This is a genomic window from Bacillus sp. FSL K6-1284 (assembly GCF_038002625.1).
Taxonomy (GTDB): domain Bacteria; phylum Bacillota; class Bacilli; order Bacillales; family Bacillaceae; genus Bacillus; species Bacillus paralicheniformis.
In genome coordinates, this window is the sequence record NZ_JBBOCW010000001.1 from 2,885,209 (window position 1) to 2,911,430 (window position 26,222).

The 26,222-nt window shown below is 42.5% G+C and carries 28 protein-coding genes; 14 read left to right on the forward strand and 14 right to left on the reverse strand.

Annotated elements, in window-relative coordinates; genetic code table 11:
- From MHB72_RS14800 to MHB72_RS14830, 7 genes are all read right to left on the reverse strand, one after another.
- Nucleotides 1-570, reverse strand: a complete 570-nt coding sequence (locus MHB72_RS14800) for a sulfurtransferase TusA family protein (RefSeq protein ID WP_216919956.1) — start codon at nucleotides 568-570, stop codon at nucleotides 1-3.
- Between the two features lie 57 nt (nucleotides 571-627).
- Nucleotides 628-996: a rhodanese-like domain-containing protein gene (locus MHB72_RS14805; RefSeq protein WP_216920281.1), complete on the reverse strand. Its 369-nt coding sequence runs from the start codon at nucleotides 994-996 to the stop codon at nucleotides 628-630.
- 22 nt (nucleotides 997-1,018) lie between these two features.
- The gene (locus MHB72_RS14810) at nucleotides 1,019-1,501 is read right to left on the reverse strand and encodes a DsrE/DsrF/DrsH-like family protein (protein ID WP_059231381.1); all 483 of its coding nucleotides are present in this window, start codon (nucleotides 1,499-1,501) and stop codon (nucleotides 1,019-1,021) included.
- Between the two features lie 156 nt (nucleotides 1,502-1,657).
- Entirely contained in the window at nucleotides 1,658-1,918 is a 261-nt protein-coding gene (locus tag MHB72_RS14815) for a metal-sensitive transcriptional regulator (protein WP_059231383.1), read from the reverse strand.
- Nucleotides 1,919-2,653: 735 nt separating this feature from the next.
- Nucleotides 2,654-3,250, reverse strand: coding sequence for a class I SAM-dependent methyltransferase (locus MHB72_RS14820; protein WP_216919954.1), 597 nt, complete (start codon nucleotides 3,248-3,250; stop codon nucleotides 2,654-2,656).
- 44 nt (nucleotides 3,251-3,294) lie between these two features.
- Complete coding sequence (locus MHB72_RS14825) at nucleotides 3,295-4,002, reverse strand: DNA alkylation repair protein (protein WP_216919953.1); 708 nt, start codon at nucleotides 4,000-4,002, stop codon at nucleotides 3,295-3,297.
- 255 nt (nucleotides 4,003-4,257) lie between these two features.
- A complete protein-coding gene (locus tag MHB72_RS14830) occupies nucleotides 4,258-4,377 on the reverse strand; it encodes a hypothetical protein (protein WP_315897772.1) in 120 nt (39 codons plus the stop codon).
- 235 nt (nucleotides 4,378-4,612) lie between these two features.
- Here MHB72_RS14830 and MHB72_RS22915 point away from each other — a divergent pair, with 235 nt between their 5' ends.
- Both MHB72_RS22915 and erm read left to right on the forward strand, forming a co-directional pair.
- On the forward strand, nucleotides 4,613-4,657 hold the full coding sequence (locus MHB72_RS22915) for an erythromycin resistance leader peptide (RefSeq protein ID WP_105980607.1): 45 nt from the start codon (nucleotides 4,613-4,615) through the stop codon (nucleotides 4,655-4,657).
- A gap of 275 nt (nucleotides 4,658-4,932) precedes the next feature.
- Nucleotides 4,933-5,796, forward strand: coding sequence for a 23S ribosomal RNA methyltransferase Erm (gene erm, locus MHB72_RS14835; RefSeq protein WP_216919952.1), 864 nt, complete (start codon nucleotides 4,933-4,935; stop codon nucleotides 5,794-5,796).
- Nucleotides 5,797-5,881: 85 nt separating this feature from the next.
- Here erm and MHB72_RS14840 read toward each other — a convergent pair whose 3' ends face one another.
- The 4 genes from MHB72_RS14840 to MHB72_RS14855 form a co-directional block, all read right to left on the reverse strand.
- Complete coding sequence (locus MHB72_RS14840) at nucleotides 5,882-6,271, reverse strand: tautomerase family protein (RefSeq protein WP_216919951.1); 390 nt, start codon at nucleotides 6,269-6,271, stop codon at nucleotides 5,882-5,884.
- A 585-nt stretch (nucleotides 6,272-6,856) separates the two neighbouring features.
- Nucleotides 6,857-7,414 carry a 6-phospho-3-hexuloisomerase gene (gene hxlB / locus MHB72_RS14845; protein WP_216919950.1) on the reverse strand — a complete coding sequence of 186 codons (558 nt, stop codon included), beginning with the start codon at nucleotides 7,412-7,414 and terminating at the stop codon, nucleotides 6,857-6,859.
- A gap of 2 nt (nucleotides 7,415-7,416) precedes the next feature.
- Complete coding sequence (hxlA, locus tag MHB72_RS14850) at nucleotides 7,417-8,043, reverse strand: 3-hexulose-6-phosphate synthase (RefSeq protein ID WP_003183787.1); 627 nt, start codon at nucleotides 8,041-8,043, stop codon at nucleotides 7,417-7,419.
- A 185-nt stretch (nucleotides 8,044-8,228) separates the two neighbouring features.
- Nucleotides 8,229-8,576, reverse strand: coding sequence for a winged helix-turn-helix transcriptional regulator (locus tag MHB72_RS14855; protein WP_003183789.1), 348 nt, complete (start codon nucleotides 8,574-8,576; stop codon nucleotides 8,229-8,231).
- Nucleotides 8,577-8,855: 279 nt separating this feature from the next.
- Between MHB72_RS14855 and desE the strand changes: the two genes are divergently transcribed.
- The 3 genes from desE to desR all read left to right on the forward strand — a co-directional run bounded on the left by desE (nucleotide 8,856) and on the right by desR (nucleotide 11,767).
- Nucleotides 8,856-9,914, forward strand: a complete 1,059-nt coding sequence (gene desE, locus MHB72_RS14860; protein WP_216919949.1) for a fatty acid desaturase DesE — start codon at nucleotides 8,856-8,858, stop codon at nucleotides 9,912-9,914.
- A 121-nt stretch (nucleotides 9,915-10,035) separates the two neighbouring features.
- On the forward strand, nucleotides 10,036-11,148 hold the full coding sequence (locus MHB72_RS14865; RefSeq protein ID WP_216919948.1) for a sensor histidine kinase: 1,113 nt from the start codon (nucleotides 10,036-10,038) through the stop codon (nucleotides 11,146-11,148).
- 19 nt (nucleotides 11,149-11,167) lie between these two features.
- On the forward strand, nucleotides 11,168-11,767 hold the full coding sequence (gene desR, locus MHB72_RS14870; RefSeq protein WP_043926574.1) for a two-component system response regulator DesR: 600 nt from the start codon (nucleotides 11,168-11,170) through the stop codon (nucleotides 11,765-11,767).
- Between the two features lie 72 nt (nucleotides 11,768-11,839).
- Here desR and MHB72_RS14875 read toward each other — a convergent pair whose 3' ends face one another.
- Nucleotides 11,840-12,889, reverse strand: a complete 1,050-nt coding sequence (locus tag MHB72_RS14875; RefSeq protein ID WP_216919947.1) for an NAD(P)/FAD-dependent oxidoreductase — start codon at nucleotides 12,887-12,889, stop codon at nucleotides 11,840-11,842.
- 287 nt (nucleotides 12,890-13,176) lie between these two features.
- Here MHB72_RS14875 and nikA point away from each other — a divergent pair, with 287 nt between their 5' ends.
- The 9 genes from nikA (at nucleotide 13,177) to MHB72_RS14920 (ending at nucleotide 22,903) form a co-directional block, all read left to right on the forward strand.
- Nucleotides 13,177-14,799, forward strand: a complete 1,623-nt coding sequence (gene nikA / locus MHB72_RS14880; RefSeq protein ID WP_216919946.1) for a nickel ABC transporter substrate-binding protein — start codon at nucleotides 13,177-13,179, stop codon at nucleotides 14,797-14,799.
- 9 nt (nucleotides 14,800-14,808) lie between these two features.
- On the forward strand, nucleotides 14,809-15,753 hold the full coding sequence (gene nikB, locus MHB72_RS14885; RefSeq protein ID WP_020452336.1) for a nickel ABC transporter permease subunit NikB: 945 nt from the start codon (nucleotides 14,809-14,811) through the stop codon (nucleotides 15,751-15,753).
- Nucleotides 15,750-16,577 (forward strand): nickel ABC transporter permease subunit NikC, encoded by an 828-nt coding sequence (gene nikC, locus MHB72_RS14890; RefSeq protein ID WP_216919944.1) that lies wholly within the window; start codon nucleotides 15,750-15,752, stop codon nucleotides 16,575-16,577. The genes nikB and nikC overlap by 4 nt, the downstream gene beginning before the upstream one ends.
- A gap of 18 nt (nucleotides 16,578-16,595) precedes the next feature.
- Nucleotides 16,596-17,414, forward strand: coding sequence for a nickel import ATP-binding protein NikD (nikD, locus tag MHB72_RS14895; protein ID WP_216919943.1), 819 nt, complete (start codon nucleotides 16,596-16,598; stop codon nucleotides 17,412-17,414).
- Nucleotides 17,415-17,455: 41 nt separating this feature from the next.
- Entirely contained in the window at nucleotides 17,456-18,274 is an 819-nt protein-coding gene (gene nikE, locus MHB72_RS14900; protein WP_216919941.1) for a nickel import ATP-binding protein NikE, read from the forward strand.
- 257 nt (nucleotides 18,275-18,531) lie between these two features.
- Nucleotides 18,532-19,362, forward strand: coding sequence for a MerR family transcriptional regulator (locus MHB72_RS14905; protein WP_254122013.1), 831 nt, complete (start codon nucleotides 18,532-18,534; stop codon nucleotides 19,360-19,362).
- A 60-nt stretch (nucleotides 19,363-19,422) separates the two neighbouring features.
- Nucleotides 19,423-20,778, forward strand: a complete 1,356-nt coding sequence (locus MHB72_RS14910) for an MATE family efflux transporter (protein ID WP_035399740.1) — start codon at nucleotides 19,423-19,425, stop codon at nucleotides 20,776-20,778.
- A 305-nt stretch (nucleotides 20,779-21,083) separates the two neighbouring features.
- Nucleotides 21,084-22,091: an AraC family transcriptional regulator gene (locus MHB72_RS14915; RefSeq protein WP_195257703.1), complete on the forward strand. Its 1,008-nt coding sequence runs from the start codon at nucleotides 21,084-21,086 to the stop codon at nucleotides 22,089-22,091.
- A gap of 17 nt (nucleotides 22,092-22,108) precedes the next feature.
- The gene (locus tag MHB72_RS14920; RefSeq protein WP_059231394.1) at nucleotides 22,109-22,903 is read left to right on the forward strand and encodes an SDR family NAD(P)-dependent oxidoreductase; all 795 of its coding nucleotides are present in this window, start codon (nucleotides 22,109-22,111) and stop codon (nucleotides 22,901-22,903) included.
- Nucleotides 22,904-22,985: 82 nt separating this feature from the next.
- Here MHB72_RS14920 and MHB72_RS14925 read toward each other — a convergent pair whose 3' ends face one another.
- A complete protein-coding gene (locus MHB72_RS14925; protein WP_216920276.1) occupies nucleotides 22,986-24,770 on the reverse strand; it encodes an acid phosphatase in 1,785 nt (594 codons plus the stop codon).
- A 262-nt stretch (nucleotides 24,771-25,032) separates the two neighbouring features.
- Nucleotides 25,033-25,860 carry an alpha/beta hydrolase gene (locus MHB72_RS14930; RefSeq protein WP_216919938.1) on the reverse strand — a complete coding sequence of 276 codons (828 nt, stop codon included), beginning with the start codon at nucleotides 25,858-25,860 and terminating at the stop codon, nucleotides 25,033-25,035.
- Between the last annotated feature and the right edge of the window lie 362 nt (nucleotides 25,861-26,222).

Genomic DNA, 26,222 nt, shown 5'->3' on the forward strand with positions numbered 1-26,222 from the left:
TTACATACCTCCTTTTTCTGTTTGTCCTGTCCATTCACGCATACCGGAGACAACGTTAATCACCTTTTTAAATCCTTGTTTTTTCATCGTGTGGGCTGCCATTTCACTTCTTCTTCCCGAATGGCAGATAATATAAATTTCATCATCTTTGTTTAACTCGTTAGAGCGCTTTTCCACTTCACCAAGAGGGATATGCACTACACCTGGAATATGAGCTTCTTCATACTCCTCTGCCTCGCGGACATCTAAAATATTAAGAGGCTCATCACTTTCCACTTTCTGTTTGAAGGCTTCTAATGAAATCTCGGGAATTAAAGATGCATTTTCTGATGAATAATTTCCTCCTTTTCGAAGAAAATGACGAAGTATTTCTCCCTCTGTTTCAGTACCTAGATATTCATGCCCTGTGCTTTTTGCCCATGCTTGCAGGTCTGCCGTAGAACCTTTGTCTGTTGCTTGAATTTCTAGTATTTCACCAGCTTTTACATCTTTCATTCTCTTCTTCGTTTTTACGATAGGCATTGGGCACGCCAAGCCTTTAGCGTCTAGAACAATATTTGCTTTCATCATTTTTTCCTCCTTCTCTCTTATAGGGGTGGGGGTATACCATCAGATAAAAAATCGGTGTTAATGCCACGCATTCATGCCGCCTTTTATATTTGTGATATGTTTAAATCCTTGTTTTTTCAATACTTTACTTGCCTTTAAACTTCTCATTCCACTTTGACAGATCACAAATACGGCTTTATCTTTCGAAAGCTGATCAGTTTGGCGAGGCAAGTCAGACAAGGGAATATTTTTGAACCCTTTAATATGCCTTGTCCGGAACTCACGGGGTGTTCGTACATCGATAAACTGTTTGTCTTTATTTTTCAATTCTGACTGTAAATCAGCAGTTGTTATTTGTTTGACACCTTGAATTGGTAAAAAACGGCGAAATACAATCCAAAGTATCAATAAAATGAGTATCGCAGTCATGATTGCGCCGCGATCCATCATATTTATTATCCTCCCTCCATTAGATAAATAAGTTGACATTACCTTCTTCAGCATCTGCTAAATAAGCTGCTACTCCGGCATAGTCGATATCATCTAATAGTTCTTTTTCCTGCAAACCAAGAAGATCCATTGTCATCGTACAAGCTACAAGCTTCACATCCTGGTCTTGAGCCATCTCGATTAACTGTGGCAATGTCAGCGCGTTATGCTTTTTCATAACATTTTTAATCATTTTAGGACCCACACCCGCAAAGTTCATTTTAGATAAACCCATCTTATCAGCACCGCGAGGCATCATTTTTCCAAACATTTTTTCAAGAAACCCTTTTTTCACTGGAACAAGTTCTTCTTTACGCAAAGCGTTTAATCCCCAAAAAGTATGAAAAATCGTCACTTCATGATCGTAGGCAGCAGCACCATTTGCAATAATATAGGCCGCCATTGCTTTATCATAATCTCCGCTAAATAAAACAATTGTTGTACGTTTTGTTTGTTCTGTCATGTTTAACCTCCTAGCCTCCATATACCTATAGGGGTATATGGAGATTAAAAATTTTTTCTGAAGATCTGCTATTAGCCAACTCGTTAAATACCGGTAGGGGTATATTATAAAACATATATAAATTCGTCAACCTTAAATTATAGGTTGATGAATTTTTTATCGGCTCTTTACCAATAAGTCGACCGCTTCTTTTACTAAGCTGGATGTGTCTTCTCCCTGTTCCAAGCTTTCACGAACACAATGTTCAAGGTTTGTACTCACAATAACACCTAATGCTCTATCCATTGCATTACGAGATGCTGCCAATTGAGTGACGACTTCTCTACAGTCTTTTCCTTGCTCCATCATCGTCAATACACCTTTAATCTGTCCTTCTATCCGGCGCAAACGATTTTTAATCTTTTGATCATACTCCATATCGCTAAAATCCTTTCTTTTATTAATTTCCGCTTTGCAAGTTGCCAATTCATAACTGTTCACAAGAATACCTTTGCGCTTTAGACAACGAACGCCTAAATTAAATTCTACCCTGTAACGAGCTATTATGTGTATCTTATCACGCGGAATCTCTAAATAAAAACGTTTTAGATACGCGTATGGGAATGTTTAAAATAAAATCTTCTGATAGATCGGGTACATCGTTTAATCGCGCATATCTATGATTGCCATATCTGCGGCTTTTTTTCATCCGGTTATAGGATCATAACGTTCGAATGATGATAAGCAGAAATGATATAGCTAAATCATTAATTTTATTGACACCACCTTATAAACTTTCTTTATCGCTTACGAAGTAATATTATACCCCATAGGGTATAAAGTCAAGCACAAAAGTTAACTTCTTATCTCCTAAAAATAAGAAACAAGCTGATTTATCAACTTTGTGCACATCGACGTCTCGGACGGCCGACAAAAAGAATCCATCACCACACGCTTCGGTCTTGATTTGAAAAAAGAGAACACAGAACGGGAAATCGCAAAGGATCTCGACATACAATGGAGCCATGTGTCCGAACCCGGAAAACGGGATCGATGAGGATGTTTCATGAATTTTACCGGGCGGAGAATATGAAGCTGAAGAAGAAGATGTGCCGCATGAGAAGCCGGATCGTTTTTCCGGCTTCCTTTATTTCATTTCAAAAAAACAAGAAATCACTTTATACTACTGGATATAAACATTGAGGCATCTTGATTCATAAAAATACGATGTCCGTGATAGAATGTCTTCATTTCAGTTGATTTAAATCCAACATCGGATAATCTTTTTTTCAATTCTTCGTGCGAAAAACCGCTGTGAACTTTCGGATGTTGAATTTTATCGTTTTGGTCAAAATCAATAATCATGAGCTTTCCGCCATTATTTAAAACACCGAACAATTCTTGTAAAATTTTATCCGTATCCGGAATATGAAGAAGGACGAGTGACATTAAAACGATGTCTGCCTTCAGTTCAGGAGTTTCTTCGGTAAAATCTGAATAAAGCACTTTTGCATTGGCAATTCCTTTGCGAGAAATTTTAGCATTAGCCACCTCCAGCATTTGTTTGGATGAATCGACCAGCAAAATAGAATGCACTAAATCTGATAATTCTAAACTAATGAGACCCGTACCGCTCCCATAGTCGATTAAAGATTTTGATTGACTATTTCGCAATTCCTGTCTTACTTCATCAACAATCACTTTTGCTAATTCAATTCTTTCTTCTGTATCATATCGTTTTGCCATCTGTTCAAAAACGTTATTTTCCATATTCCACTTCCTATTTATTTTTAGATGGTTTACTGAAAACTATGCTAACACCTTACATATTTCCGTTTGAAACCAAGACGGCCTCTATCAATATCCATTTGAATATTTTTGGAAGCATTCAGGATACTGCTTTTTTTCTTGCCTCGCCTGAGTTCGACCGGGCCTACTGCTTTTGCGGTTTCAACCGCCTTTTCATGAAGCGGCAAATATGAAATCCCGACTGTGTAGATAAAGTTATTCATAGCCGATTTTGTTCGATCCGGAGAATCGTGAATCGCATGTTCCACCTGATCAAGCATACCGGCAATTTTGGTCACATTAAATTCATCGTCCGGTCGATTACCTAAAAGCCAGCAGTAACAGCTCCAGCCTGCCGACATTTTAAGCTCTTCACCGCTTGAAATCCATTTATCTGCGACAGCTTGCGCAAAATCGGTTTCTGCCAAAGTTACGGCAACAACATAATCAGAAAGCATATAAAAATACGCCGCATCGATCCAGCGCTCGAAATCAGCTTCAGTCATTGTGATTGGGTCAGCAATAATGCCGGCAAAATACATGGCATCGTAGTTCCCCGTAGCGTAAAGCTGCTCCGCCAAAGGCTGATTTTTCTTGATTTTCTTTGCGAGCGGCTTCATTTTGCCTGTAGCCACACCAAAAAGCGGTTCGTGTGCACCATTCGTTATGTATCTTTTTTTCATATTTTCGGTACCCAGCGCTTCAAGTTCCTTCATAACCGTTTCAAAATCCATGCTTTCACTTCCCTCTGTAAATTAAATTCATTTCTTTGATTCCATTATCATGCTCTTTCGCTTCATCTAATCAATACAAATCAACTTTATTTGTTTTTTGCTCTCCATAAACGGTACATCATGATCCTCATCTTTTTTAGCGGCTGTTTTGTTTCTAAGTCTGATAAAAACTAAATTTCCTCTGCATATCATTTATATTTATTATGTGAAACATTTTAACAAGCAGAAAGGGGTTGTTTTTGACCGCCATTCCTCTTAGACAAACAGAGAATATATGAAATCGTCAGCGGAAAGCCGATTTTCTCTTACCAAATCCCGGATACCCGGTGTTGAGCGCAGTCTGCGATGCCGTGAGAATGCGAATGACTGATTCAATGTTATTGCACCACTTTTCTATGAGTTATTTACAAATCATAAATATTACGATTTGTATTTTGAATTATAGACAATCACATCTATAATTTCAATGTTAGCAGACTCCTATTCTTAACACTGCCTGGTTAACCCCTGCGATATTCGTAAGGAGAAGAAAATTCCAGACGTTGACGTTTTCCAAAGAATGCCCTACAATGAGATCGTAACTTTAACTTTTCAGGAGGATTATTAAAAAATGACACACTCAATGAGACTTCGTTTCCCAACTTTGAACCAGTAATTAAATACGTTCAAAGGCTCTGTTTGTGTATGCAGAGTAAACGGGATCAGTCTGTCCTTTTTTAATAATCTTCAATTTGCATATAAAATTTGTAATTTGTAGAAAGGCGGATCGTGCTGCCTTTCTTTTTTGTTTAATCCTTTTTTCAAACGGCTGAGAAAGGCTTATTTGGTTATGGAAATACCGTGGATTCATCCTTAAAGGATGGCTCTTCCCTTTACTCTGAATCACAGGCAGACCGCCTGTGATTTTTTATGATGAGAGGAAGAGGAAACATGAAGAAAAAAAATCATAAGTACAGAGGAAAAAAGTTAAAGCGCGGGGAATATCCGAATTTTTCCGGACAGCATTTGATGCATAATAAAAAATTAATTGAAGAAATTGTGGATCGGGCAAATATTAGCATAGACGATACGGTTTTAGAGTTAGGAGCGGGAAAAGGGGCTTTGACAACTGTGCTAAGTCAAAAAGCCGGTAAGGTATTGGCAGTGGAAAACGATTCTAAATTCGTTGATATACTCACACGTAAAACGGCACAGCATTCAAATACGAAAATTATTCATCAAGATATCATGAAGATTCATTTACCAAAAGAAAAGTTTGTGGTGGTCTCTAATATTCCCTATGCCATCACAACCCCCATCATGAAAATGCTTTTGAACAATCCTGCAAGCGGATTTCAAAAAGGGATCATCGTAATGGAAAAAGGGGCTGCTAAACGTTTCACATCAAAATTCATTAAAAATTCCTATGTTTTAGCTTGGAGAATGTGGTTTGATATTGGCATTGTCAGAGAAATATCGAAAGAACATTTTTCTCCCCCTCCAAAAGTGGACTCGGCAATGGTCAGAATAACACGAAAAAAAGAAGCGCCTCTATCACATAAACATTACATTGCGTTTCTTGGGCTTGCTGAATATGCGCTAAAGGAGCCGCAAGCCCCTTTCTGTGTTGCTTTACGCGGAATTTTTACCCCGCGTCAAATGAAACACTTAAGAAAAAGTCTAAAAATCAACAATGAAAAAACCGTTGGAACGCTCACCGAAAACCAATGGGCGGTTATTTTTAACACGATGACTCAATATGTGATGCACCACAAATGGCCAAGAGCAAATAAGAGAAAACCCGGAGAAATATAAAGAAAAAAAGCTGCTGACGTCTCGTCAGCAGCTTAAGCTTTTCCGGAGGGATTCAGATGTCCCTGTCAACATTCCTTTTGCCCGCTTATAGCTTTCCAGTTAAAAACTGCGCCTCGCCGAGGCCGAAACTCCAATCGGCATCTCCATTTTTTGTGATGGACACCATGACATCTTCAGGTGAAATGCCGCATTCCGCTTCAAGCTTTTCAGCAAGTAAAGCGTACAATTTCTCTTTTTGGCTTTCCGTTCTTGTTTTACTGGTGATGCTGATCACAACCAGATCCTTTGATCTATTCAATCCCAAGCCTGTATCTTGGATAATAAGCTCATTCGCCGGATGCTGATGGACAATTTGATAGCGGTCTTTCTCCGGAACGCTAAACGCTTCTACCATCGCATCGTGTGCAGTATCTAATAATTTTTGTAATGCTTGTTCATCACGGCCTTCTATTAGATCGAAACGTAATAATGGCATTTGTTTATCCCCTTTTTGATCATTTTAAATTTCGTTAGCAAAATAACAAGAAATAATGTCTGCTAACTTGATAAAAACATAACACATAACCAAAATATATTCAACAATTGATCATCTTTTCATCTGCTTTATCAGTATCGAAGATATAAGGTCTGTATTATTAAAAATTAGTTGACACCCGTTCTTTAGGAGATGAGTATGTACATAATAGTTAATCAAAACATGACAATAATATGATCAGAAAATGCTTTTTTTGTCTTCCAGTCAAATGAAATCGAATGCGGTTAAGGCGGAAATTACGAAGACCGCCTCCTTCTTTATCAACACTCTACTTATTTCTTAAAAAAAGGGACAAGCTTTCTCAACACGAATATGATGAAAATAATAAAAACAAATAAAGGGATAAACCCAACCAAGCTAAAACTTGTAAGCATAATAAGCTCCTTTCTTCATATATCCATTTAGTCCCTGCTCCAGTTTACGTTATCCACATTTTAAAAATATAATATAGATGTAAATGATATATTAAAAACAGATTTGTATACAAAAAAATCACCATCCAAGATTACGGATGGCGATTTTCTATTATTCAAGGTTGGCATGATTTCCATACATGTTATGAGTATTCAGCCCTTTCATTTCCATGATTCGCAATATGATAGCGTCATAATACAATAAAAGAGTCTGTTCAAAAAGCGAGCCCATCGGTTGTATCGTCTGTTTATTGCCTGTCGTTTGATCTTTTGGGGAGCCGGGCAGCTCCAGTATCAGGTCAGATATTTCAGCTATCGGCGAATCTGGAGAGATCGTAACTGTCGCTACAGTGCCTCCGATATCTTTTGCCTTTTCCGCCATATGAAGCAAACTTTCCGTTTTCCCTGATCCTGTGCCCACAATAAGCAAGTCTTTTTCGGTAAATACCGGTGTTACGGTTTCCCCTGTTACAAACGCATTGATCCCCATGTGCATTAATCGCATAGCAAATGATTTCCCCATTAAACCAGAGCGGCCAGCACCGGAAACAAACACTTTTTCAGAAGACAAGATAGTGGATATTAAGTCTTCTATACCTTCCGCTTGATTTTGAGACGTTGCATGATCAAGCTCTGCGATGATCGCTTTTACATAATCATAAGTCTTCATGTTTATTGGATCATCTGCTTCATTTTTGCGGCTGCCGCAGCTTTATCGTCTTGATTTGCAATACCGCCCCCGACAATAACCAAATCAGGTTTTAATTTAACGACTTCGGGCAGTGTATCTAATTTAATTCCGCCTGCAATAGCCGTTTTAGCGTTTTTCACAACATTTTTAATCGTCATTAAGTCTTCAAATGAATTTTGGCCAATGGCTTGAAGGTCATAACCGGTATGGACACAAATATAATCGACACCAAGCTCATCCAATTCCTTAGCACGCGATTTGATGTCTTTAATCCCAATCATATCCACCAGGATTTTGTTCCCTTGCGCTTTCGCCTCTTCTACAGCGCCTTTAATAGACATGTCTTCAGCAGCCCCTAAAATGGTGATGATGTCGGCTCCTGCTTCTGATGCTTTCATCACTTCATACCCCGCCGCATCCATAATTTTAAGGTCTGCCAGCACTTTCAAATTCGGGAAAGCGGCTTTCATCTCTTTCACTGCACGGAGTCCTTCATTTATCACAACCGGCGTACCGATTTCTACAATATCAATGTATTCTTCTACTTCTTTTACTACTTCGATGGCTTCCGGTATATTGACTAAATCTAATGCTAACTGTAATTCCACTTACAATCACTCCTGTTTGAATTAAGAATTCCGCGGATTATTCTTTTCATATTTTGTTACATCAAGAGTATAACAAGGGGAAAATTCCATTAATAGTACGCACTTTTTTTTTACATACTATACTTTTCCTCATATGGTATAGAAAAAGATACTGTCTCCAAAACAGTATCTTAAAGTCAATCATTCTATTCATCATCTTTTGAAAAGTTCGTTTCTATATAATTTTTACCCCATTCATACATCGCCTCTAATATAGGCATTAAACTTTCTCCTTGTTTTGTTAGGGAATATTCAACTTTTGGGGGAACAACCGGATATACTTCCCTATGTACAATATGATCCTCTTCTAATTCACGCAGCTGATTCACCAGCATTCTTTGCGTAATGCCGGGCATCAAAGCTTTTAATTCTCCGAACCTTTTCGTACCTTCTTTTCCTAAAAACCACAAAATCAGCATTTTCCACTTTCCGCCGATAATGTTGAGCGTCAGCTCCTTCTCACAATTAAATGTTTTATTTTCCATTCGTGACATATGAATTCTCTCCTTATGAAATGACTAAACAATGAACATCTATCACATCATTGTAAAAGAACTTTGTTTAACTAATCAATCATCGCGTTTTTGCAGATTCCATTATTCACCATATCATCATGCGGATTTGCCCATCATGACATTGTCAATCTTCTTATCCATTCGGGTGAAGGAAACATGACAAGTGTCATGTTTGAAGCATGATGTGTGCTACTACAAAGACATCTCTCTGTACCGTAAACTTAACTTAAGACCCATTTATGAGAGGATAACTTTACTATGACTGAACAAACCACCACACACAAACAAAAACAGTTAACAAAACAGGTTGCTGCATTTGCCCAGCCTGATACCAAAAACAGTCTCATTCAGCTCTTCAATACGTTTATTCCTTTCTTCGGACTGTGGTTTCTTGCCTACCTCAGCCTCGATGTCTCCTACCTCCTTACATTAGGAATAACGGTGATTGCCGCAGGGTTTTTGACGAGAATTTTCATTATTTTTCACGACTGCTGCCATCTTTCCTTTTTCAAACAAAAACGCCTTAACCACATTCTCGGCTTTTTGACAGGCGTTCTGACTTTATTTCCTTATCTTCAATGGCAGCACAGCCATTCGATTCATCATGCGACAAGCAGCAACCTAGATAAACGCGGAACAGGCGATATCTGGCTGCTGACGGTAAACGAATATAAAGCCGCACCTCTACGCACAAAAATCGCATACAGACTTTACAGAAATCCGTTTATCATGTTTATTCTCGGACCAATTTATGTCTTTCTGATCACAAACCGCTTTAACAAAAAAGGTGCAAGACGAAAGGAACGTGTGAACACATACCTTACCAACCTTGCAATCGTGGCATTGGCTGCTGTCTGCTGCCTGATCTTTGGCTGGCAATCGTTCTTGCTCGTACAGGGTCCGATCTTTCTGATCTCAGGTTCGATCGGCGTCTGGCTGTTTTATGTTCAGCATACATTTGAAGATTCTTATTTTGAAGCGGATGAAAACTGGAGCTACGTTCAGGCGGCTGTGGAAGGAAGTTCATTTTATAAGCTCCCGAAACTGCTTCAATGGCTTACAGGCAATATCGGGTACCACCACGTTCACCATCTGAGCCCAAAGGTGCCTAACTATAAACTTGAAATCGCACATGAGCAGCACGAACCACTAAAAAACGTCCCGACCATCACTTTAAAAACAAGCCTGCAATCACTCGCGTTCCGGCTTTGGGATGAAGAAAAAAAGCAGTTTGTAACCTTTCGGGACATGAAACAAACATCTTCCCATCTTCCGCAGGATTCAACGGAAAAACAGAAGCTGCGAAAGAACGCCTGACGATGAGGAGGTCTTCTTATATCAACAAGAAGGCTTCCTTATTTATTGTCGGATGATGCAATCCGGCTCAGGCAATGGTAAAGTTACTCTAAAGATGAAAAGCTGAAAACGAGGTTATATCATGTTCAAAAAGCACTTTGCATTTCAAAAACTTAACGGGATCTCGCCGTATATATGGACGATATTTTTCATCCTGCCTTTCTACTTTATCATGCAATCATCATCTACCCTTGTCATCGTCGTCGGCATCATTTTGACACTTTTATTTTTTGCGGTATACAGATTTGCGTTTGTTTCAAAAGGCTGGGACATTTATTTGTGGGCGTTTATATTAATCGGCATTTCAACCGCCTCAATTATGCTGTTCAGCTATATTTATTTTGCTTTTTTTATCGCGTATTTTATAGGGAACATAAAAAAACGAGCCCCTTTTCACATTTTATATTACGTTCATTTAATAAGCGCAGCCGTCGCTGCCAACTTCAGTCTCGTGTTAAAAAAAGAATTTTTTCTGACACAAATTCCTTTTGTGGTCATCACTCTCATCAGCGCGATTTTATTGCCGTTCAGTATCAGAAACCGCAAGGAGCGCGAACGCCTTGAAGAAAAACTCGAGTATGCTAATGAACGGATTGCCAATTTGGTAAAATTAGAAGAGCGGCAGCGGATTGCCCGCGACCTCCACGATACACTTGGACAAAAGCTGTCTCTGATCGGTTTAAAAAGCGACTTGGCGAGAAAATTAATTTACAAAGATCCCGATCAAGCCGCGCGTGAACTGAAAAGCGTTCAGCAAACTGCGAGAACTTCTTTAAATGAAGTCAGAAAAATTGTATCCTCCATGAAAGGCATTCGGCTCAAGGATGAAATGATTAACATCAAACAAATTCTCGAAGCAGCCGACATTGCGTTCATCTATGAAGAAGAAAAATTGCCGGAAAATATCTCATTGCTTAATGAAAACATATTGAGTATGTGCTTAAAGGAAGCTGTCACTAATGTCGTCAAACACAGTCAGGCTAAAAGCTGCCGCATTGACATCCAGCAGCTCTGGAAGGAAGTTGTCATTACAGTGACTGACGATGGAACGTTTCAAGGTGAAGAGAAGTACTTTTCAAAAGGACACGGCTTGCTTGGCATGAGAGAACGGCTTGAATTTGCAAACGGAAGCCTACACATTGATACAAAAAACGGCACCAAGCTTACCATGTCAATTCCTAATAACTCAAAATAAACAAAAAAGGATGGCTTGCATGATTAGTATATTTATTGCGGAAGATCAACAGATGCTCTTGGGCGCTTTAGGATCACTACTGAATTTAGAAGATGATATGGAAGTCGTCGGCAAAGGCACAACCGGACAGGATGCCGTTGATTTCACAAAAAAACATCGGCCTGATGTATGCATTATGGACATTGAAATGCCGGGAAAAACGGGGCTTGAAGCTGCCGAGGAACTAAAGGATACAGGCTGCAACATTATTATCTTAACCACTTTTGCCCGCCCCGGTTACTTTCAGCGGGCCATTAAAGCAGGTGTTAAAGGCTATTTGTTAAAGGACAGCCCAAGCGAAGAGCTTGCGAGCGCCATCCGCAGCGTCATGAAAGGAAAGCGGATCTATGCGCCTGAATTGATGGAAGACATGTACAGTGAGGCCAATCCCCTCACAGATAGAGAAAAAGAAGTGCTCGAACTTGTGGCTGACGGAAAAAACACAAAAGAAATCGCCCAAGAACTCAGCATCAAAAGCGGAACCGTGCGAAATTATATCTCAATGATTCTTGAAAAGCTTGAGGTCAAAAATCGGATCGAAGCCATTACCCGTTCAAAGGAAAAAGGCTGGTTTAAATAAAAAGAGAATCTTGGCATATCTCCAAGATCCCCTCGACGAATCAGCCGCTCCCACGGCGGAAACGTTCCTTTTCTACACGAACATTTTCTTCACAAGCTCGCGGTTGCGCTCTTTGAAAACCTCATTATGTGACGACACCATCGCACTCTTGTGTGCTTCGGGATCGATAAAGCGCTTGGCGCTGTTGACCGCGTTTGCCGCATCCTGAAACGCTCCGGCGATCAAGTGCAGCTTGCCTTCATAATGCACAATATCCCCTGCCGCATACAGTCCGGGCACGGAAGACTGGCAGTTGGCGGTACCTTTAATATAATAGTCATCAACCCTGGTAATATGAAGCCGGCTGTTCTCCAGCAGTGAGGTGTCGCGTTCATAGCCGTGGTTGATAACCACTTCGTCGACAGGCAGCTCCATCACCTCACCGGTTTGAGCGTTCGTGAGCTCGACCCGTTCGATCACCTCATGATCTTCCGAAGCGATCAGCTTGGTAATCTGTGTATAGAAGAAGCAGCTCACCGAGCTGTTCAGAAGCTGATCCACCTGGGCCTCATGCCCGCTGAGCGCATCTTTGCGGTAAGCGAGGTAGACCTTTTTCGCTACAGGTTCGAGCTCGTTGGCCCAGTCGACAGCCGAATTACCGCCGCCTGATACAATGACCGTTTTATCTTTAAAATGCTGCAGTGATTTGACCGTATAATTCAGGTTGGACACTTCAAAACGCTCTGCTCCTTCTATTTGAAGCTTTTGCGGATTAAGGATGCCACCGCCCACGGCAACGATGACCGTCTTGGACAGATGCACCCCTGAGGCAGCCGTATGTAATTCAAACACCCCTTCTTTATTGCGGGCAATCGATTCGACTTTCTCATTCAGCAGCACTTCAGGATGAAATGTTAGCCCCTGCTGCACGATCTGTTCTATCAGCCTGGCTCCGGAAATCGGCGTTAGTCCCCCGACATCCCAGATCATTTTTTCAGGATAAACGTGAACCTTTCCGCCCAGCACCGGCTGATATTCAATAATCTTTGTTTTCATTCCCCGCAGTCCGCTGTAAAAGGCGGAATATAAACCGGCCGGACCTCCGCCGATCACGGTCACATCAAACACTTCATTTCTGCTCATCGCTCTTCACTCCCGGTATATGTCATGAGTTTACACCCTCAATCGTAAATGATTATCATTATCATTAAGTGTACTTTGATTGCTTCGTTTTTACAATCCATTTTAATAAAAAGTTCATTCTTCGCCACTTCATTTTCGCCTCTCCCTCTTTGCGCTCGTTCTTCACGGGATGCCGCCGCTCCCCCATTCCGCAGCATGTAAGCAGTTCCTATATCTTACATTGACAAGGGCATGCTTCCTGCATAGAATGAAAATGATTATCAACTTCATTTAGGAGGAAACAAAGCATGATAAGCGGAAGGATTAGTTCGAAAATTAAAATTACTTTTGTATTAATGCTCGCCTTTTCTATTTTATTGGCCGGATGTACAACCTCAGGAAATTCAACAGAGAAAACGCATGAAAACATGGTCACAATGGCTTGGCCTAGAGATATTGGCGAGATGAATCCGCATGTGTATAATCCTTCCCAATTATTTGCCCAGTCGATGGTATATGAACCTTTGGTTACCTATGAAGCGGGAGGAAAGCTTAAACCGCATTTAGCCGAATCTTGGGATATATCAAATGACGGTAAAGTATATACGTTTCATTTGCGTAAGAATGTAAAATTTTCAGATGGGACAACGTTTAATGCAAAAATTGTGAAGAAGAATTTTGATTCCATTTTAAAACATACTGAATTACACAGCTGGTTAGGGTTTCTTTCAAAAATAGCCCAAACAGAAGTGATTGATGATCATACATTTAAATTGACATTAACTGAACCATATTACCCGACCATTCAGGAACTAGCCGTAGTACGGCCGGTCCGGTTTTTGGGAGAAGCCGGCTTCCCTAAGGACGGCGATACATCAAAGGGTGTCGCAAAACCGGTAGGTACGGGCCCGTGGGTATTGGAAGAGCATAAAGCTGATGAATATGCGGTTTTTAAACGCAATGAACATTATTGGGGTGAAAAGCCAAAAGTCGAGAAAATCAAGGTGAAAGTCATCCCGGACGCCGAAACAAGGGTGCTTGCATTTGAAAAAGGTGAGCTTGACCTCATTTACGGCGAAGGCGTTATCAGTTTGGATGCATTCAAGCAGCTGCAAGCGACAGGCCAATATGAAACAAGCCTTTCTGAACCTGTGGCGACGAGACAGCTTGTCATGAATACGAAAAAAGAACAGCTCTCTGATGAGCGCGTGCGTCAAGCCCTCCACTATGGTTTTGACAAAGAAGCCTTGGTGAAAGGCATCACCTCCGGGTTAGAAGAAAAAGCAGATCATATTTTGCCGACAGACTTCCCATACACGTCTGATATTGATGTAAAGCAAATCAACTATGATCCAGAGAAAGCAAAAGCACTATTAGATGCAGCAGGCTGGAAGCTTCCGAATGACAAGACGGTGCGCGAGAAAGACGGAAAGCCTCTTGAATTTAGTTTAATGTATGATTCAGCGGAATCCATTCAAAAAACAATGGCCGAAACGCTGCAGGCAGAATGGGCGGCGATCGGGGTAAAGCTGAATCTTGAAGGTGTAGAATTGGCAACCCAAGTCAAACAGTTTAAAGCGAATGAGTTTGATATGAACTTCTTTAGCAACTATGGTGCGCCTTATGACCCGCACACATTTTTAAACATTGTCTCCTCCAAAGGATTCGGATTTAATGAAGCGATTTCAGCCTATCCAAACAAGGACGAGCTGATCAAGCAGATGGCAAAGGTACCTCAAACGACTGATGAAAAAGAGCGGCAGGAGCTTTACTCATCTATTTTAAAATCCCTTCAAGACCAGGGAGCCATCGTTCCTGTTTCTTATATTAAAAAGACGGCGATATATCAAAAGAATATCAGCAACTTTACGTTCCCTGCCAATCGTGACGAACATCCATTTACAGGGATTCGCATCAAGCAGCAACACTAGGAGGCTTTTATGGGCAACTATATATTGAAACGAATCATGTCTATTATTCCAGTGTTTCTTTTAGCTGCACTTCTCACAACTGGAATGATTCATCTCTCACCGGTTGACCCAGCTGAAGCATACTTAGCCGCAGCACATATCCAGCCAACCGATGAAATTTTAGCGCAAAAAAGACATGAGTTTGGCTTGGATCAGCCATTCTTCATTCAATATGTAAACTCTGTATTGAAGATATGCCAACTTGATTTTGGCATATCTTATGTTTCGAATCAGCCGGTTTGGGATGAAGTTGCACACCGAATGCCGGCGACGATCGAGCTCGCGCTTGGGAGTTTATTGATTGCGGTGCTTGTCAGTGTGCCGCTAGGCTTCTTAGCGGGAATTAAAAGAAACGGTGCAGTTGATCATATCAGCCGCTTCATTTCCTTTTTCGGAGCATCCATCCCGACTTTTTGGTTAGGGTATATGCTGGTTTTTTTCTTTTCTGTTCAGTTAGACCTTTTGCCGGTAGAGGGAATCGGGACATGGCAGCATCTTGTACTGCCGTCGATGACTTTGGCGCTTCCTTTAATCGCGATGTATACAAGGCTGCTCCGTGCAAGTGTCATCGAAAACCTGCAAGAACCCTATGTGCAATTTGCTCGCATAAGAGGAATGACGAGGATGAACATTATGGCCAAACATGTATTGCGAATGGCCATTTCTCCGATGATTACGGGGCTGGGAATGAACCTTGGCAAGCTGCTCACCGGCACAATTATTGTTGAAGTCGTTTTTTCTTGGCCGGGCTTTGGCCGTTATTTTATTGAGGCCATTTTCAATCGGGACATCCCTGTCATTCAATGCTATGTGTTCTTAGCCGCCGCCTTTTTTATATTGAGCAACTTAATTGTTGACCTCATTCAAATGTATATTGACCCGCGCATTTCAAGGAAAGAAGGACAGCATCGATGATAAGTATACGCAAGATTTTCAAAGGCCCAAAAGTGATCGCAATCTGCACCATCATATTAACCGTCCTTTTTATCATCGCTGTATTCGCCCCTTGGATTGCGCCGCATCACCCTGCTGATGTCCATTTGGTCTATAAGCTGCAGCCTCCGTCCTGGACGTTTCCTTTAGGAACTGATCATCTGGGAAGATGCAACTTATCCCGCCTTTTGTACGGCGCCCGAATTTCTCTTGGATTCGCGATGCTCATTTTCATTTCCTCACTCGTTATCGGCCTCATAATCGGGACGGTCTCAGGGTATAAAGGCGGCTGGATTGATCAGCTGTTAATGAGATGCTGCGATGGTGTGATGGCCTTTCCGAACTTAATTTTAGTTCTTGGCCTCGTGGGCATATTCGGTCCTGGACTTCCTCAAGTCATTGTGGCCCTCATGCTTGTGCAATGGGTCTATTATGCAAGAATTTTTAGAGGAATGGTGCTTAGTCTGAAAGAGGAGAATTTTATTGCGGCGGCAAAAATCAATGGATCTTCACAATGGAAAATTATTAAACAGCATATTATCCCTAATGTCCTCCCTCCCCTCGTCGTCATCGGGACGTTGGAAATGGGCTGGGCCATTATGGATATCTCCGCCATGTCTTTTCTCGGATTAGGCGTCCAGCCCCCGGCAGCTGAATGGGGAGCGATGATTCATGAAGGTAAATCGTATATTCGGACGAACCCCGAGTTAATGATTTATCCAGGGCTGATGATCATGGTTGTCGTTGTGACGTTCAATTTATTGGGCGAAGCCTTATCAGATCAATACGGCGTCAAACGTCGATGATAAAAAGGAATGAGGAAGTTGGGAACAGAACAATCAACTGTACTTCAAGTCAGAGATTTGCATGTGCAGGTTCACAATCAAAAAGGAAATTCAACTATCGTTCAAGGGATTAATTTTGAACTGAAGCGCGGACAGGTTCTTGGTTTAATTGGTGAGAGCGGTTGCGGAAAAACGGTAACGAGCATGTCTATTCTTCAGACGCTTGATCCAAAAACAACCAAGGTGGAAGGAAGTATTGCATTACGAGGCCGTGAATTGAACGGATTAGCAGATAAGGAAATGCGTAAAATCCGCGGCAAAGATATTGCCTATATCATGCAAAATCCGATGAACGCTTTTACACCCGTTTTTACGATCGGCCAGCAAATGACCGAATCGATTCGCTCTCATACATCTTTTAGCAAGAAACAGGCGAAAGAGCTTGCGACCGAAGCGTTGCACCATGTGAACTTACCCCACCCTGCTAAGCTTTTGCATTCTTACCCTTTTCAATTAAGCGGCGGAATGCTTCAACGGGTCATGATTGCAATTGCAGCATGCTTAGAGCCGGCCGTTCTTATTGCGGATGAACCCACAACTGCGCTCGACGTGTTTAATCAGAAGACGGTGCTGAAATATTTAGATGGCTTGCGATCTGAATTCGGCACGGCGATTTTGCTTATATCTCATGATCTGGGCGTCATTGCTGAAATGGCCGATGAAGTCGCTGTGATGCAGAATGGGAGAATTGTAGAAAATGGAGATGTGTTTCAGCTGTTTGATGAACCAAAACATGACTATACAAAGAAGCTGTTAAGTGCACGGTTGACTTTGCCAATGGATCAACTTGCCACTTGAGTCAGTATGAAGAAGACCTGCATTTGATATGGGGTGAACAAGTGAGTTTATTACAAGTGAAAGACGTCACTCATCATTATACGGCGCGCAAATTGTTCAAATGGAAAGCTCTATCGAAACAAGTCCTTTCCAATGTCAGCTTTTCAATTGAAGAAGGCGCATGTCTGGGCATGCTTGGACCAAGCGGAGCCGGGAAAAGCACATTGGGAAAAGTGATGCTCGGTTTGGAACGGCCGCAATCAGGCCAAATCTTTTTTCAAGGTCATGATCTATATAAAGCCGAGCAATCCATCCGGCGGAAAATCCGCCGCGACCTTCAAGCTGTTTTTCAAGACTCATATTCTTCCGTCAACCCGCGAATGACGGCGGAACAAATCATAGCAGAACCGCTGGAAAACTATGAAAGGCTCACAATCGCCGAGCAAAAACGGACCATTATCGAGCTGTTGGAAAGAGTAGGCTTAACTGAAGAGGATTTAACAAAATATCCGCATCAATTCAGCGGCGGCCAATTGCAGCGAATTAATATTGCAAGAGCAGTCTCGCTCAAGCCGAAGCTGATCGTATTGGACGAGTCTGTCAGCAGCCTGGACATGGTAACCCAAACGCTTATATTGGATTTATTAAAAGAGCTCAAAAACGATTTTGGAATGTCGTATTTCTTTATAACGCATGATTTAAAAGCCGCCTATCAATTAAGTAATACACTAGGTGTTTTAGATCACGGCCAATTGACCGGGCTTTACGAGAAAGATCGGTTTTTAAAGTCAGATCACCCGGTTGTAAAAGAAATGAAGCGTTCCATACTGGCAGAGCACCCGCGATTTCGTTCAATCGGAACAAGGGCGGTTCAGCAATAAACTTGCCGGGAACATTTCAAACCTTTTCTCTGAAATGAGCTTCTTTAACCATACTGTATTCACGTTTGTGAAAAATAAATGAGGGCTTCCAATCATGAAGCCCTCATTTATTTTTGAACATTTGGCGTAATGCCCCTTTTAGAGGCTGCGGTTCCTTGTTGACCAGGCATGCATTTTCACCTAATGTCAATAGTAGGCTTAAGATATACATCCGATAACCCTAAAAAAAGTTCACATACCAACAAATGAGGTGAAAAATGGTGAATAATCGATTCCGCGTGGGAGAAGTAGCACGGCTTTTCAAGCTGCCCGCATCGACTCTGCGTTACTATGATGAAATCGGACTGTTCAAGCCAAAGTATACTGACCCTGAAACATCCTATCGATATTATGGTGTTGAACAATTTCAGGTTCTGGATACCATTATTTTTTTAAGGAAAAATGGATTTTCGTTAAAAGACATTCAGCATCAGTTAGATAAAAGGACTCCGGAAACGACGATGGATATTTTGAAGAAGAAGCTTGAGGAAGTGAGGATGGAAATTTGCCGGCTCCAACGCAGTGCGGCGAGGATCGAAAACAAAATTTCCACAATCGAAGAAGGAATAAAACTTGCCGGTCATCCTGCTTTAACATTTCAGTATTTCCCAAAACGGCCTGTTTCCTATCTGTATTTTGACAAACCTGTCGATCTGATAGAGGAAGGCGACGACATCTATTTAAAGGATAGAGAAACGCTTTCGAGCCAGTCGATCGAGAATAACGGCTTCTTCACCGGAGACATCGGAACGATCGTGGATATGGAAAGCTTGAAGCAAGAAGGACCTGTAAAATACATCGGCTTATTTGAATTGCTGCACGGCGAAAACAGCGATGAATATTTAAACGAAGGTTTGTATGCAAGCTATCCTCATATTGGCCCCTACGAGGACATGAGAAAAAGTTATCAGCTTGTTTTACGTCAGCTGAAAGAGGAAGGATATAAACTTGAAGGAATCCCCGTTGAGATTTCCGTTCTTGATGAAGCTGTCATCAAGGAGTCCGATCATTTTGTCACTTTAATCCAAATTCCGGTGACAAAGTTTTGATTGACCTTCAAGTAACTTGAAGGTTTAGAATACTCCTGTAGCTCATTATAGGAGGAATACATGATGACAGAAACACATCAGCAGCTAATGAAATTACCAGTTAATCAAGTGTTTTTTAAATATTTCATCCCTGCAACGCTTGGATTACTCTTAATGTCAGCGAATATTTTAATTGATGGCCTATTCGTTGGAAATGGGATTGGAACCGCAGCACTGGCTGGAGTGAACCTTTCCTATCCGGTCATTTCTTTGATTATGGCCATCGCTCTGTGGATTGGGATAGGCGGAGCAACGAAGTACTCTATCAGCATCGGGGAGAATCGTCCGCAAAAGGCAAGCAGCGTTTTTTCTCTGGCTCTCTTCTCTACACTAATCATCAGTGCGCTTTTAGGGGTGTTCGGGCTTTTCAATATTCAAGCCATTTCCCTATGGCTTGGCGCTAACTCCGACACCTCTTCTTACGTCATAGAGTACTTAAACGTCATGTTTTTATTCGGCTGGGTCATCGCATTAGAACAGGTCTTAAGTATTTTTGTAAGGAATGACGGCAGTCCAAAGCTTTCGATGATAGCTCTTGCAACAACATCGATTGTGAATATCATTCTGAATTTTTATACAATCATGATTTTGAACATGGGGGTAACAGGTGCTGCGATTTCAACGGTGCTTGGCGGATTCGCCGGACTGCTTGTATTATCCCTGCACTTCTTTAACCGTCAAGCGCAACTGAGAAAGCTGGCGTTTCAGTGGTCCCGGAAATCCCTTCTGCACATCTTTGCCATCGGGTTTCCAAGTTTTCTGGCGGAGGCCGGGCTCCTCATATTTGTAACAGGGTATAACCTGGCGATGTCCGAATTGGCAGGCACGGGAGGGGTCGCTGCCTTCTCGGTCATCAACTACCTTCACGGGTTTATGTTCCTGTCCTTCTTCGGCATTGAAATGGCGCTTCAGCCAATGATCAGCTATTATCATGGTGCTGAAGAAAGCGAACGAATCAAAAGCAGCATGAAGATTGGGGAGAAGACCGCTGTTATCCTGGGAATTCTTTTGCTCGTTATCGGTTGGGTGGCTGCACCGTTCCTTGTAGGTTTATTCGGAATAGAATCAACCGAAATCCAGGAGCTGGCCATCGATGGAATCCGCCTATTTTTTATCGGGTATATCTTCCTTGGCTATAACTTTGTCTATATGAGTTACTTTCAATCCATTGGCCGGGCCGGCTCATCGGCTTTGATCATCATATTGCGAAGCTTCGTGTCCCTTCTCATCCTGCTTTGGATTTTGCCTAAGTTTATTGGCGTCACGGGAGTTTGGCTATCCTTGCCGCTTTCCGAGTTTTTTGTCGCCGCCCTCCTCTTTTTCATGACGAGAAAACATGTGATGAAAACAGGAAATCCCGTGTTTGGCAAGGGATGATTTTACAGCCGGGAGTTTCCTCCCGGCTTGTTTCCTATATCTAAGGACTGCATTCATCAATTGAAGATTCAAACAATAATACTTGTCCCTCCTATTTGAAGGTAATGATAGAATACAGGCGCCTGCCTGTCACAGTCTTCGTACGCTGACACGTTCGGCGTAATCGGCAAGTTAAATGTCGTCCTTTGCTAGTTACAGTCCGACAATGGATAGGTAAAGTTATAACTGTCCCGCCAATAAGGCAGGATGGAATGACGACCAAGTGAGCGAAGGTGCAGAAAGTTAAAGGAGTGCTCATACGTATGATGTCTCATAATCGAATTAAATTCCCGGCAGGGTTTTGGGCGGGATTGCGTCACTTAGGAATTAACGCCTCTGACGTGCTCCGAAAAGCCCAGCTGCCGCTCACCATGATGACTGAACCAGTTGTCACCGCCGCCCAATACCTCGCGATCTGGCAGGCGTATTCCGATCTCGTTGATGATGTTTCCAAAGGAATCATCAAGCTTGCGACCGGCTTTGAGCCGGCACATTACCCTCCAGCCGTATTAGCGGCTTACCATGCTCGTGACTACCGCGACGCGCTAAAGCGAATGGCCCGCTATAAACAATTGTGCCCTCCCGAAAGCTTGCGTATCACCGAGGAAAGTGAGCACTGCACAATCGAACTGGAATGGTTGGATGATAAGCAACCCGGTCCGCCGCTCTTGATTGGCATTACACTGGCATTTCTTCTGGAACTCGGGCGCCGGGGTACAGGTCAGCCGTTGACAGCGAAGTCGGTCGAGTTTGCACACCCAATGGGCGACATGCAGGCGCTTGAAGCATACTTCGGCTGCCGTATCCGGAGCGGTGCAGATCGGAATCGGCTGACGCTGCATCGAGGAGATCTGGACCGCCCCTTTGTCTCGTATAATGCAGAGTTGCTGGAGATTCTGACTCCTGTGCTGGATCAATCGTTGAATGATCAGCAAAATAGCCTTTCAATCACTGAAGTGGTCAAGTGGATCATGAAACGCACGCTCACAGGAGGGCACCCAGACATTCAGACTGTCGCGGGCGAATTGGGAATGAGCGGCCGCACCTTGCAGCGCCGGCTTACTGATGAAGGCACTAGCTTCAAACAGCTGTTGATCCAAGTCAGACATGAGCAGGCGCGGGAGTACTTGGCAGACCCTTCGCTCGATATTAAAGAAGTGGCCTTTCTGATCGGATATGAAGATCAGAACTCGTTCTACCGGGCCTTCCGCCTCTGGGAAGGCGAGACACCTTCTAATTGGCGTAAGCAAACCCGGATGAATGGACTTAACTAGAATAGGAGAAATGTTTGATGGATATGGGATTAAAAAACAAAACAGCTTTAGTTACAGGATCGACGAAAGGGATAGGAAAAGCCATCGCTATTGAACTTGCCAAAGAAGGTGTTCATGTCCTCATTAACGGACGAAATGAGGAAGAGGCAGAACGAACAGTCAATGAAATAAAATCAGCTTTTCCTGCCACCTCACCCCAAAACGCCGCGGCTGACATCGTGGATATTAGGCAAAGGGAAGCTTTATTTAAAAAATACCCTCAAATCGATATTTTAATAAACAATATGGGCATTTATGAAATCATGGAATATGAGGACGTTGACGATGAAATATGGGAAAAATACTTCCGCACCAACGTTCTGGCTGCAAACGGTTTAACTAAATTTTATTTGCCTAAAATGCTGAAAAGTGATTTTGGCCGCATCATCTTTATTGCAAGTGAAGAAGCGATGATGCCTTCAGGCCAGATGCCTCAGTATTGTATGACAAAATCAATGCTATTATCATTGGCAAAAAGCTTATCAAAATTAACAATCGGAACAGAAGTGACGGTCAATACGATCATGCCGGGGCCGACGCTCTCTGAGAATGTGAAGCAAATCATTGAGGGAATGTACCCTGATGAAGGAATGACTTTTTCAGAAAAAGAGAAGAAATTTATGACCACAAACCTGCCTCAATCCGAAATACAGCGATTTATCAAACCTATTGAAATCGGCAGACTGGCGGCATTTGTATGCAGTCCTTATGCATCCGCATTTAAAGGGTCTCCGATCCGTATGGACGGAGGAATGGTGCCGACTATTTTTTAAGATCTCCTGTTCAAAATAGACTTCGTCAAAACGAAAAACAAGCTGGCGGCAGTAAGCGCCAGCTTGCAGCTTTTGATGAAGATCAGCTTCTCCCCTTTTGATCAACTTTCAACTGAATACTGTTGGACTTATAGATGATCTTCACTTTATACTTGCTTGGCAATCCTCTGGTTTCGACGGAAGAAAATGAGCCATGACGCTTGCGGAAGGTTATGACCGCCGATCCATCAGCCGGAACGTAATTGTCTGTAAAATTGAGACGTAATGTCCCCTTTAATCTTGCTTTTCCTTTAATTTTCAACTGATCTTTTTTACCGCTGAGATGAAGTTCAAGTATTCCTTCAGCAGATTGTTTGTAGTTTCCCCCGATCATCAGTTTTCCCGGCACATCTTCCCTAAGGGTGCCTCTTCCCAGTGAAACATCACCTCTCCCGAAAGCTGTCTCCGAACCGCCCTCAAGCGTCCCTTGATCAATCCGTGTACCGCCGGAATATGTATTATTCCCTTCCAGCTTCAAAGTGCCTGTCCCCTTTTTGGTCAGCTTTCCAGCGCCGGAGATGTCGTTGCGCCAGCGATCCGTTGCTTGGAAGCCGCCTTTGGCAGCATCCATCTTCACGGTAACATCTTTGGTAAAAGCACCATACCCATCTGCGGCGGAAAAGAGATTAAGCCTTCCCCATCCTTCCGCATCATCAAGAACAGGATGGCCGGTCGGAAGACCGGTAGTTGCTAAAATCAAACGGCGCTGCTTTTTGTCAAGGTAAGGAAAACGCGTTTCCAGCAGGACTTCGGCTCCCTTTGGAACTGCCATTGGTTTAGCGGTTGTCTTCATTTGACGAAATCCATATGTCAATCGTTCCGTATATTGTTTTTTATTCGTTTCATAATCGCTGTATCTGTCTTCGCCTGTACCGGTTTGCGTTAATAGTTTACGATGAGCTTCATCATAAGCCGTTTTCTTCAATTTTTCATTGTCGGGATCAGACAGAATCGCAGCTGACAATGCTGTTGCCATGACCCTTCCCCCCATGACGTCCAGCGGGGAATGCATACCGGCAACAATCCGGTTATGACCGAGTTCAGAAGCGCGAGTCAGCAGCTCCTGATAACGCTCTGGTATCGCATAGGCCATGGCAAAAGCGCTGAGATATGCGGCGTTCGTATGTCCGCTTGGAAAACCTCCGTCTTTGCTCGGATCAGGATTGATGACGGGAATAAGCGTTGGAACAATGATCGAATTGTCTTTCCAGCGAAACGGACGGGGATAATTGAAATAGCCTTTAGCCGGATTCGATGAAGAATAGTTGCCGCGTAAAGTATTGACCAAGCTCACGACATGTCCAAGTTCCGAACTGGTGCTGCCTGAATTGGTTCCTTCATCATGATATTTTTTTATCGAGGCATCTGCCGGGATGCTGATGATCGTTGTCGTCGCTCCCGCGTTCATTCGATAGACGTCAGCAAGCTTCCCGAGGCCGTCAATAACACTGTAGCTCTGGCCCCTCCGATCATCAAAATATGCAGCATTTTCCTCAAACATCGTGCGGTGTTCAGCAATATCCACGACTTTTTGGATGTTGGCATCCAACACTCTTCTGTTCAGTTTAGTACCGGTATTCCACGTCTTTCCGGGGATCCAAAGTTTATTAAATTCGGAAAGCACCCCGATGACTGGATTGGATTCCACCGTCATATTAGCAGAGATATTATTTTTGTAATGATCTACGAAAAATTCGGAAGACTGCGGCGAAGCTGCAGTTGTTGGTTTAGTTGCCGCGCTCGCATCGCCTACAACCAGAGAACTTAGAAGAAGTGCCAAAGAACAGACAGCTATCAGTAAATGCTTCCTCATTCTTAATCGTTTCATTCTCACATCATATCCCCCTAGCTCTTAATCTCCCAACCATCAAGTTCTATATGATCGTATCGTAAATTTGTTAAATCAAATGGCTTGATTTTATTAATGTTTTGTTTATATTTTGGGATTTTGCAGATTGATGCATTATGAGTGAGGAGGGTAACAAGTGTGAGAAAGGCCGGATTTAAAATTCAGGCCTTTCTCTGCTAGTTTAACAGCTGTTTATACACTTTCAACCAAGTGCATAGGAGGCTAAATCGGCCTGTTTAGTCTATTTATTTTCCTTCTCTAAAAACGCCATAACCGCTTTTGTCAGATTCTGTGCTTCTGCCGGCGCATCCGGTGAGCCGAACATCTTATTTAAATCACTGTGAGATAAGCTGTTGACCCGATACACAAAATCCGTTGCTTTCGCTTTGTTTACGGTTTCCGCGAATTTGTAGACGGCGGGGTCTTCCCAGCGGGTCACAAGATAGGCAGGCGGCAATTTTGAGTTGTTGATGTAGGAGAGCGGCGAAGCTTCTGTCCATACCTTTTCGTCGGAACCGAACACTTTTTGATAAGACGGGATCGCTTCGATGAATCGTTTCATATCCAAGGGTCCATCTAAAACCACAATCGAATTGAGCGAGGCCGGCGTGAGGCCGACACGATTTAAATATGCCGGATTTGCGGCAATTAAGGCGGCCAAGTGCCCTCCTGCCGAATGTCCCATAACATTGATTTTTGACGGATCGATTTGATATTCATCAGCATGATCCATCACCCATTTAACGGCCTTAGCCGCATCATCAGCCATCTCTTCATACTGAACATCGGGATGAAGCCGATAGTTGACAGATACGAAAACATAGCCGTTTTCCGTGAACAATGCCGGCTTCGAAGCAGCCCTGCTTTTGTCGCCGCTTGTCCATCCTCCGCCGTGAAGATAGATGAGAACAGGATGTTTTTCACCCTCGTTTGTTTGCGGTGTATAAATATCCAATGTTTGTCTGTCGTCTTTTGCGTAATGAACATTTTCAGCATTCTTGTTGGAAGTACAGGCGATCAAGCCAATACACAGAATCGCCACCCCTGTCCATTTGATGAATCCTCTCAAGTTTAAAAACACCTTTCTTCTTTAGCCAGTATATTTTAAAACGTCTCACGGAACATTCCGGGAATGCTCATCTGTTAATCAGTTTTAAGGCGGCGGAACATTAGCATATGTTTCTAATTATAAACAGAAACAAGAAACTTACAAATTTTAAAATCAATAAGAAAAGTTAAAGCTGTTGTGCAGTAAACTTGCGAGGAAAATATGAGAGGAGGCATTCGTGAAAGCGAACATGAATAACAATAGACGATTAAGCCGGCAAGAGGAGTACTCCCCGTCATATCGGGGAGTACGATTTTTATGAACCTTGTAATAGATGAATGTCTCATAATCTGATGTTCTATTTTCAAGATGAAAACATCCCA

What these genes read in the sequence shown, in the direction of transcription:
- MHB72_RS14800 (WP_216919956.1), bottom strand. Translation starts at nt 570, where the DNA reads ATGATGAAAGCAAATATTGTTCTAGACGCTAAAGGCTTGGCGTGCCCA.
- MHB72_RS14805 (WP_216920281.1), bottom strand. Translation starts at nt 996, where the DNA reads ATGGATCGCGGCGCAATCATGACTGCGATACTCATTTTATTGATACTT.
- MHB72_RS14810 (WP_059231381.1), bottom strand. Translation starts at nt 1,501, where the DNA reads ATGACAGAACAAACAAAACGTACAACAATTGTTTTATTTAGCGGAGAT.
- MHB72_RS14815 (WP_059231383.1), bottom strand. Translation starts at nt 1,918, where the DNA reads ATGGAGTATGATCAAAAGATTAAAAATCGTTTGCGCCGGATAGAAGGA.
- MHB72_RS14820 (WP_216919954.1), bottom strand. Translation starts at nt 3,250, where the DNA reads ATGGAAAATAACGTTTTTGAACAGATGGCAAAACGATATGATACAGAA.
- MHB72_RS14825 (WP_216919953.1), bottom strand. Translation starts at nt 4,002, where the DNA reads ATGGATTTTGAAACGGTTATGAAGGAACTTGAAGCGCTGGGTACCGAA.
- erm (WP_216919952.1), top strand. Translation starts at nt 4,933, where the DNA reads ATGAAGAAAAAAAATCATAAGTACAGAGGAAAAAAGTTAAAGCGCGGG.
- MHB72_RS14840 (WP_216919951.1), bottom strand. Translation starts at nt 6,271, where the DNA reads ATGCCATTATTACGTTTCGATCTAATAGAAGGCCGTGATGAACAAGCA.
- hxlB (WP_216919950.1), bottom strand. Translation starts at nt 7,414, where the DNA reads ATGAAGACTTATGATTATGTAAAAGCGATCATCGCAGAGCTTGATCAT.
- MHB72_RS14855 (WP_003183789.1), bottom strand. Translation starts at nt 8,576, where the DNA reads ATGTCACGAATGGAAAATAAAACATTTAATTGTGAGAAGGAGCTGACG.
- desE (WP_216919949.1), top strand. Translation starts at nt 8,856, where the DNA reads ATGACTGAACAAACCACCACACACAAACAAAAACAGTTAACAAAACAG.
- MHB72_RS14865 (WP_216919948.1), top strand. Translation starts at nt 10,036, where the DNA reads ATGTTCAAAAAGCACTTTGCATTTCAAAAACTTAACGGGATCTCGCCG.
- desR (WP_043926574.1), top strand. Translation starts at nt 11,168, where the DNA reads ATGATTAGTATATTTATTGCGGAAGATCAACAGATGCTCTTGGGCGCT.
- MHB72_RS14875 (WP_216919947.1), bottom strand. Translation starts at nt 12,889, where the DNA reads ATGAGCAGAAATGAAGTGTTTGATGTGACCGTGATCGGCGGAGGTCCG.
- nikA (WP_216919946.1), top strand. Translation starts at nt 13,177, where the DNA reads ATGATAAGCGGAAGGATTAGTTCGAAAATTAAAATTACTTTTGTATTA.
- nikB (WP_020452336.1), top strand. Translation starts at nt 14,809, where the DNA reads ATGGGCAACTATATATTGAAACGAATCATGTCTATTATTCCAGTGTTT.
- nikC (WP_216919944.1), top strand. Translation starts at nt 15,750, where the DNA reads ATGATAAGTATACGCAAGATTTTCAAAGGCCCAAAAGTGATCGCAATC.
- MHB72_RS14905 (WP_254122013.1), top strand. Translation starts at nt 18,532, where the DNA reads ATGGTGAATAATCGATTCCGCGTGGGAGAAGTAGCACGGCTTTTCAAG.
- MHB72_RS14910 (WP_035399740.1), top strand. Translation starts at nt 19,423, where the DNA reads ATGATGACAGAAACACATCAGCAGCTAATGAAATTACCAGTTAATCAA.
- MHB72_RS14915 (WP_195257703.1), top strand. Translation starts at nt 21,084, where the DNA reads ATGTCTCATAATCGAATTAAATTCCCGGCAGGGTTTTGGGCGGGATTG.
- MHB72_RS14920 (WP_059231394.1), top strand. Translation starts at nt 22,109, where the DNA reads ATGGATATGGGATTAAAAAACAAAACAGCTTTAGTTACAGGATCGACG.
- MHB72_RS14925 (WP_216920276.1), bottom strand. Translation starts at nt 24,770, where the DNA reads ATGAAACGATTAAGAATGAGGAAGCATTTACTGATAGCTGTCTGTTCT.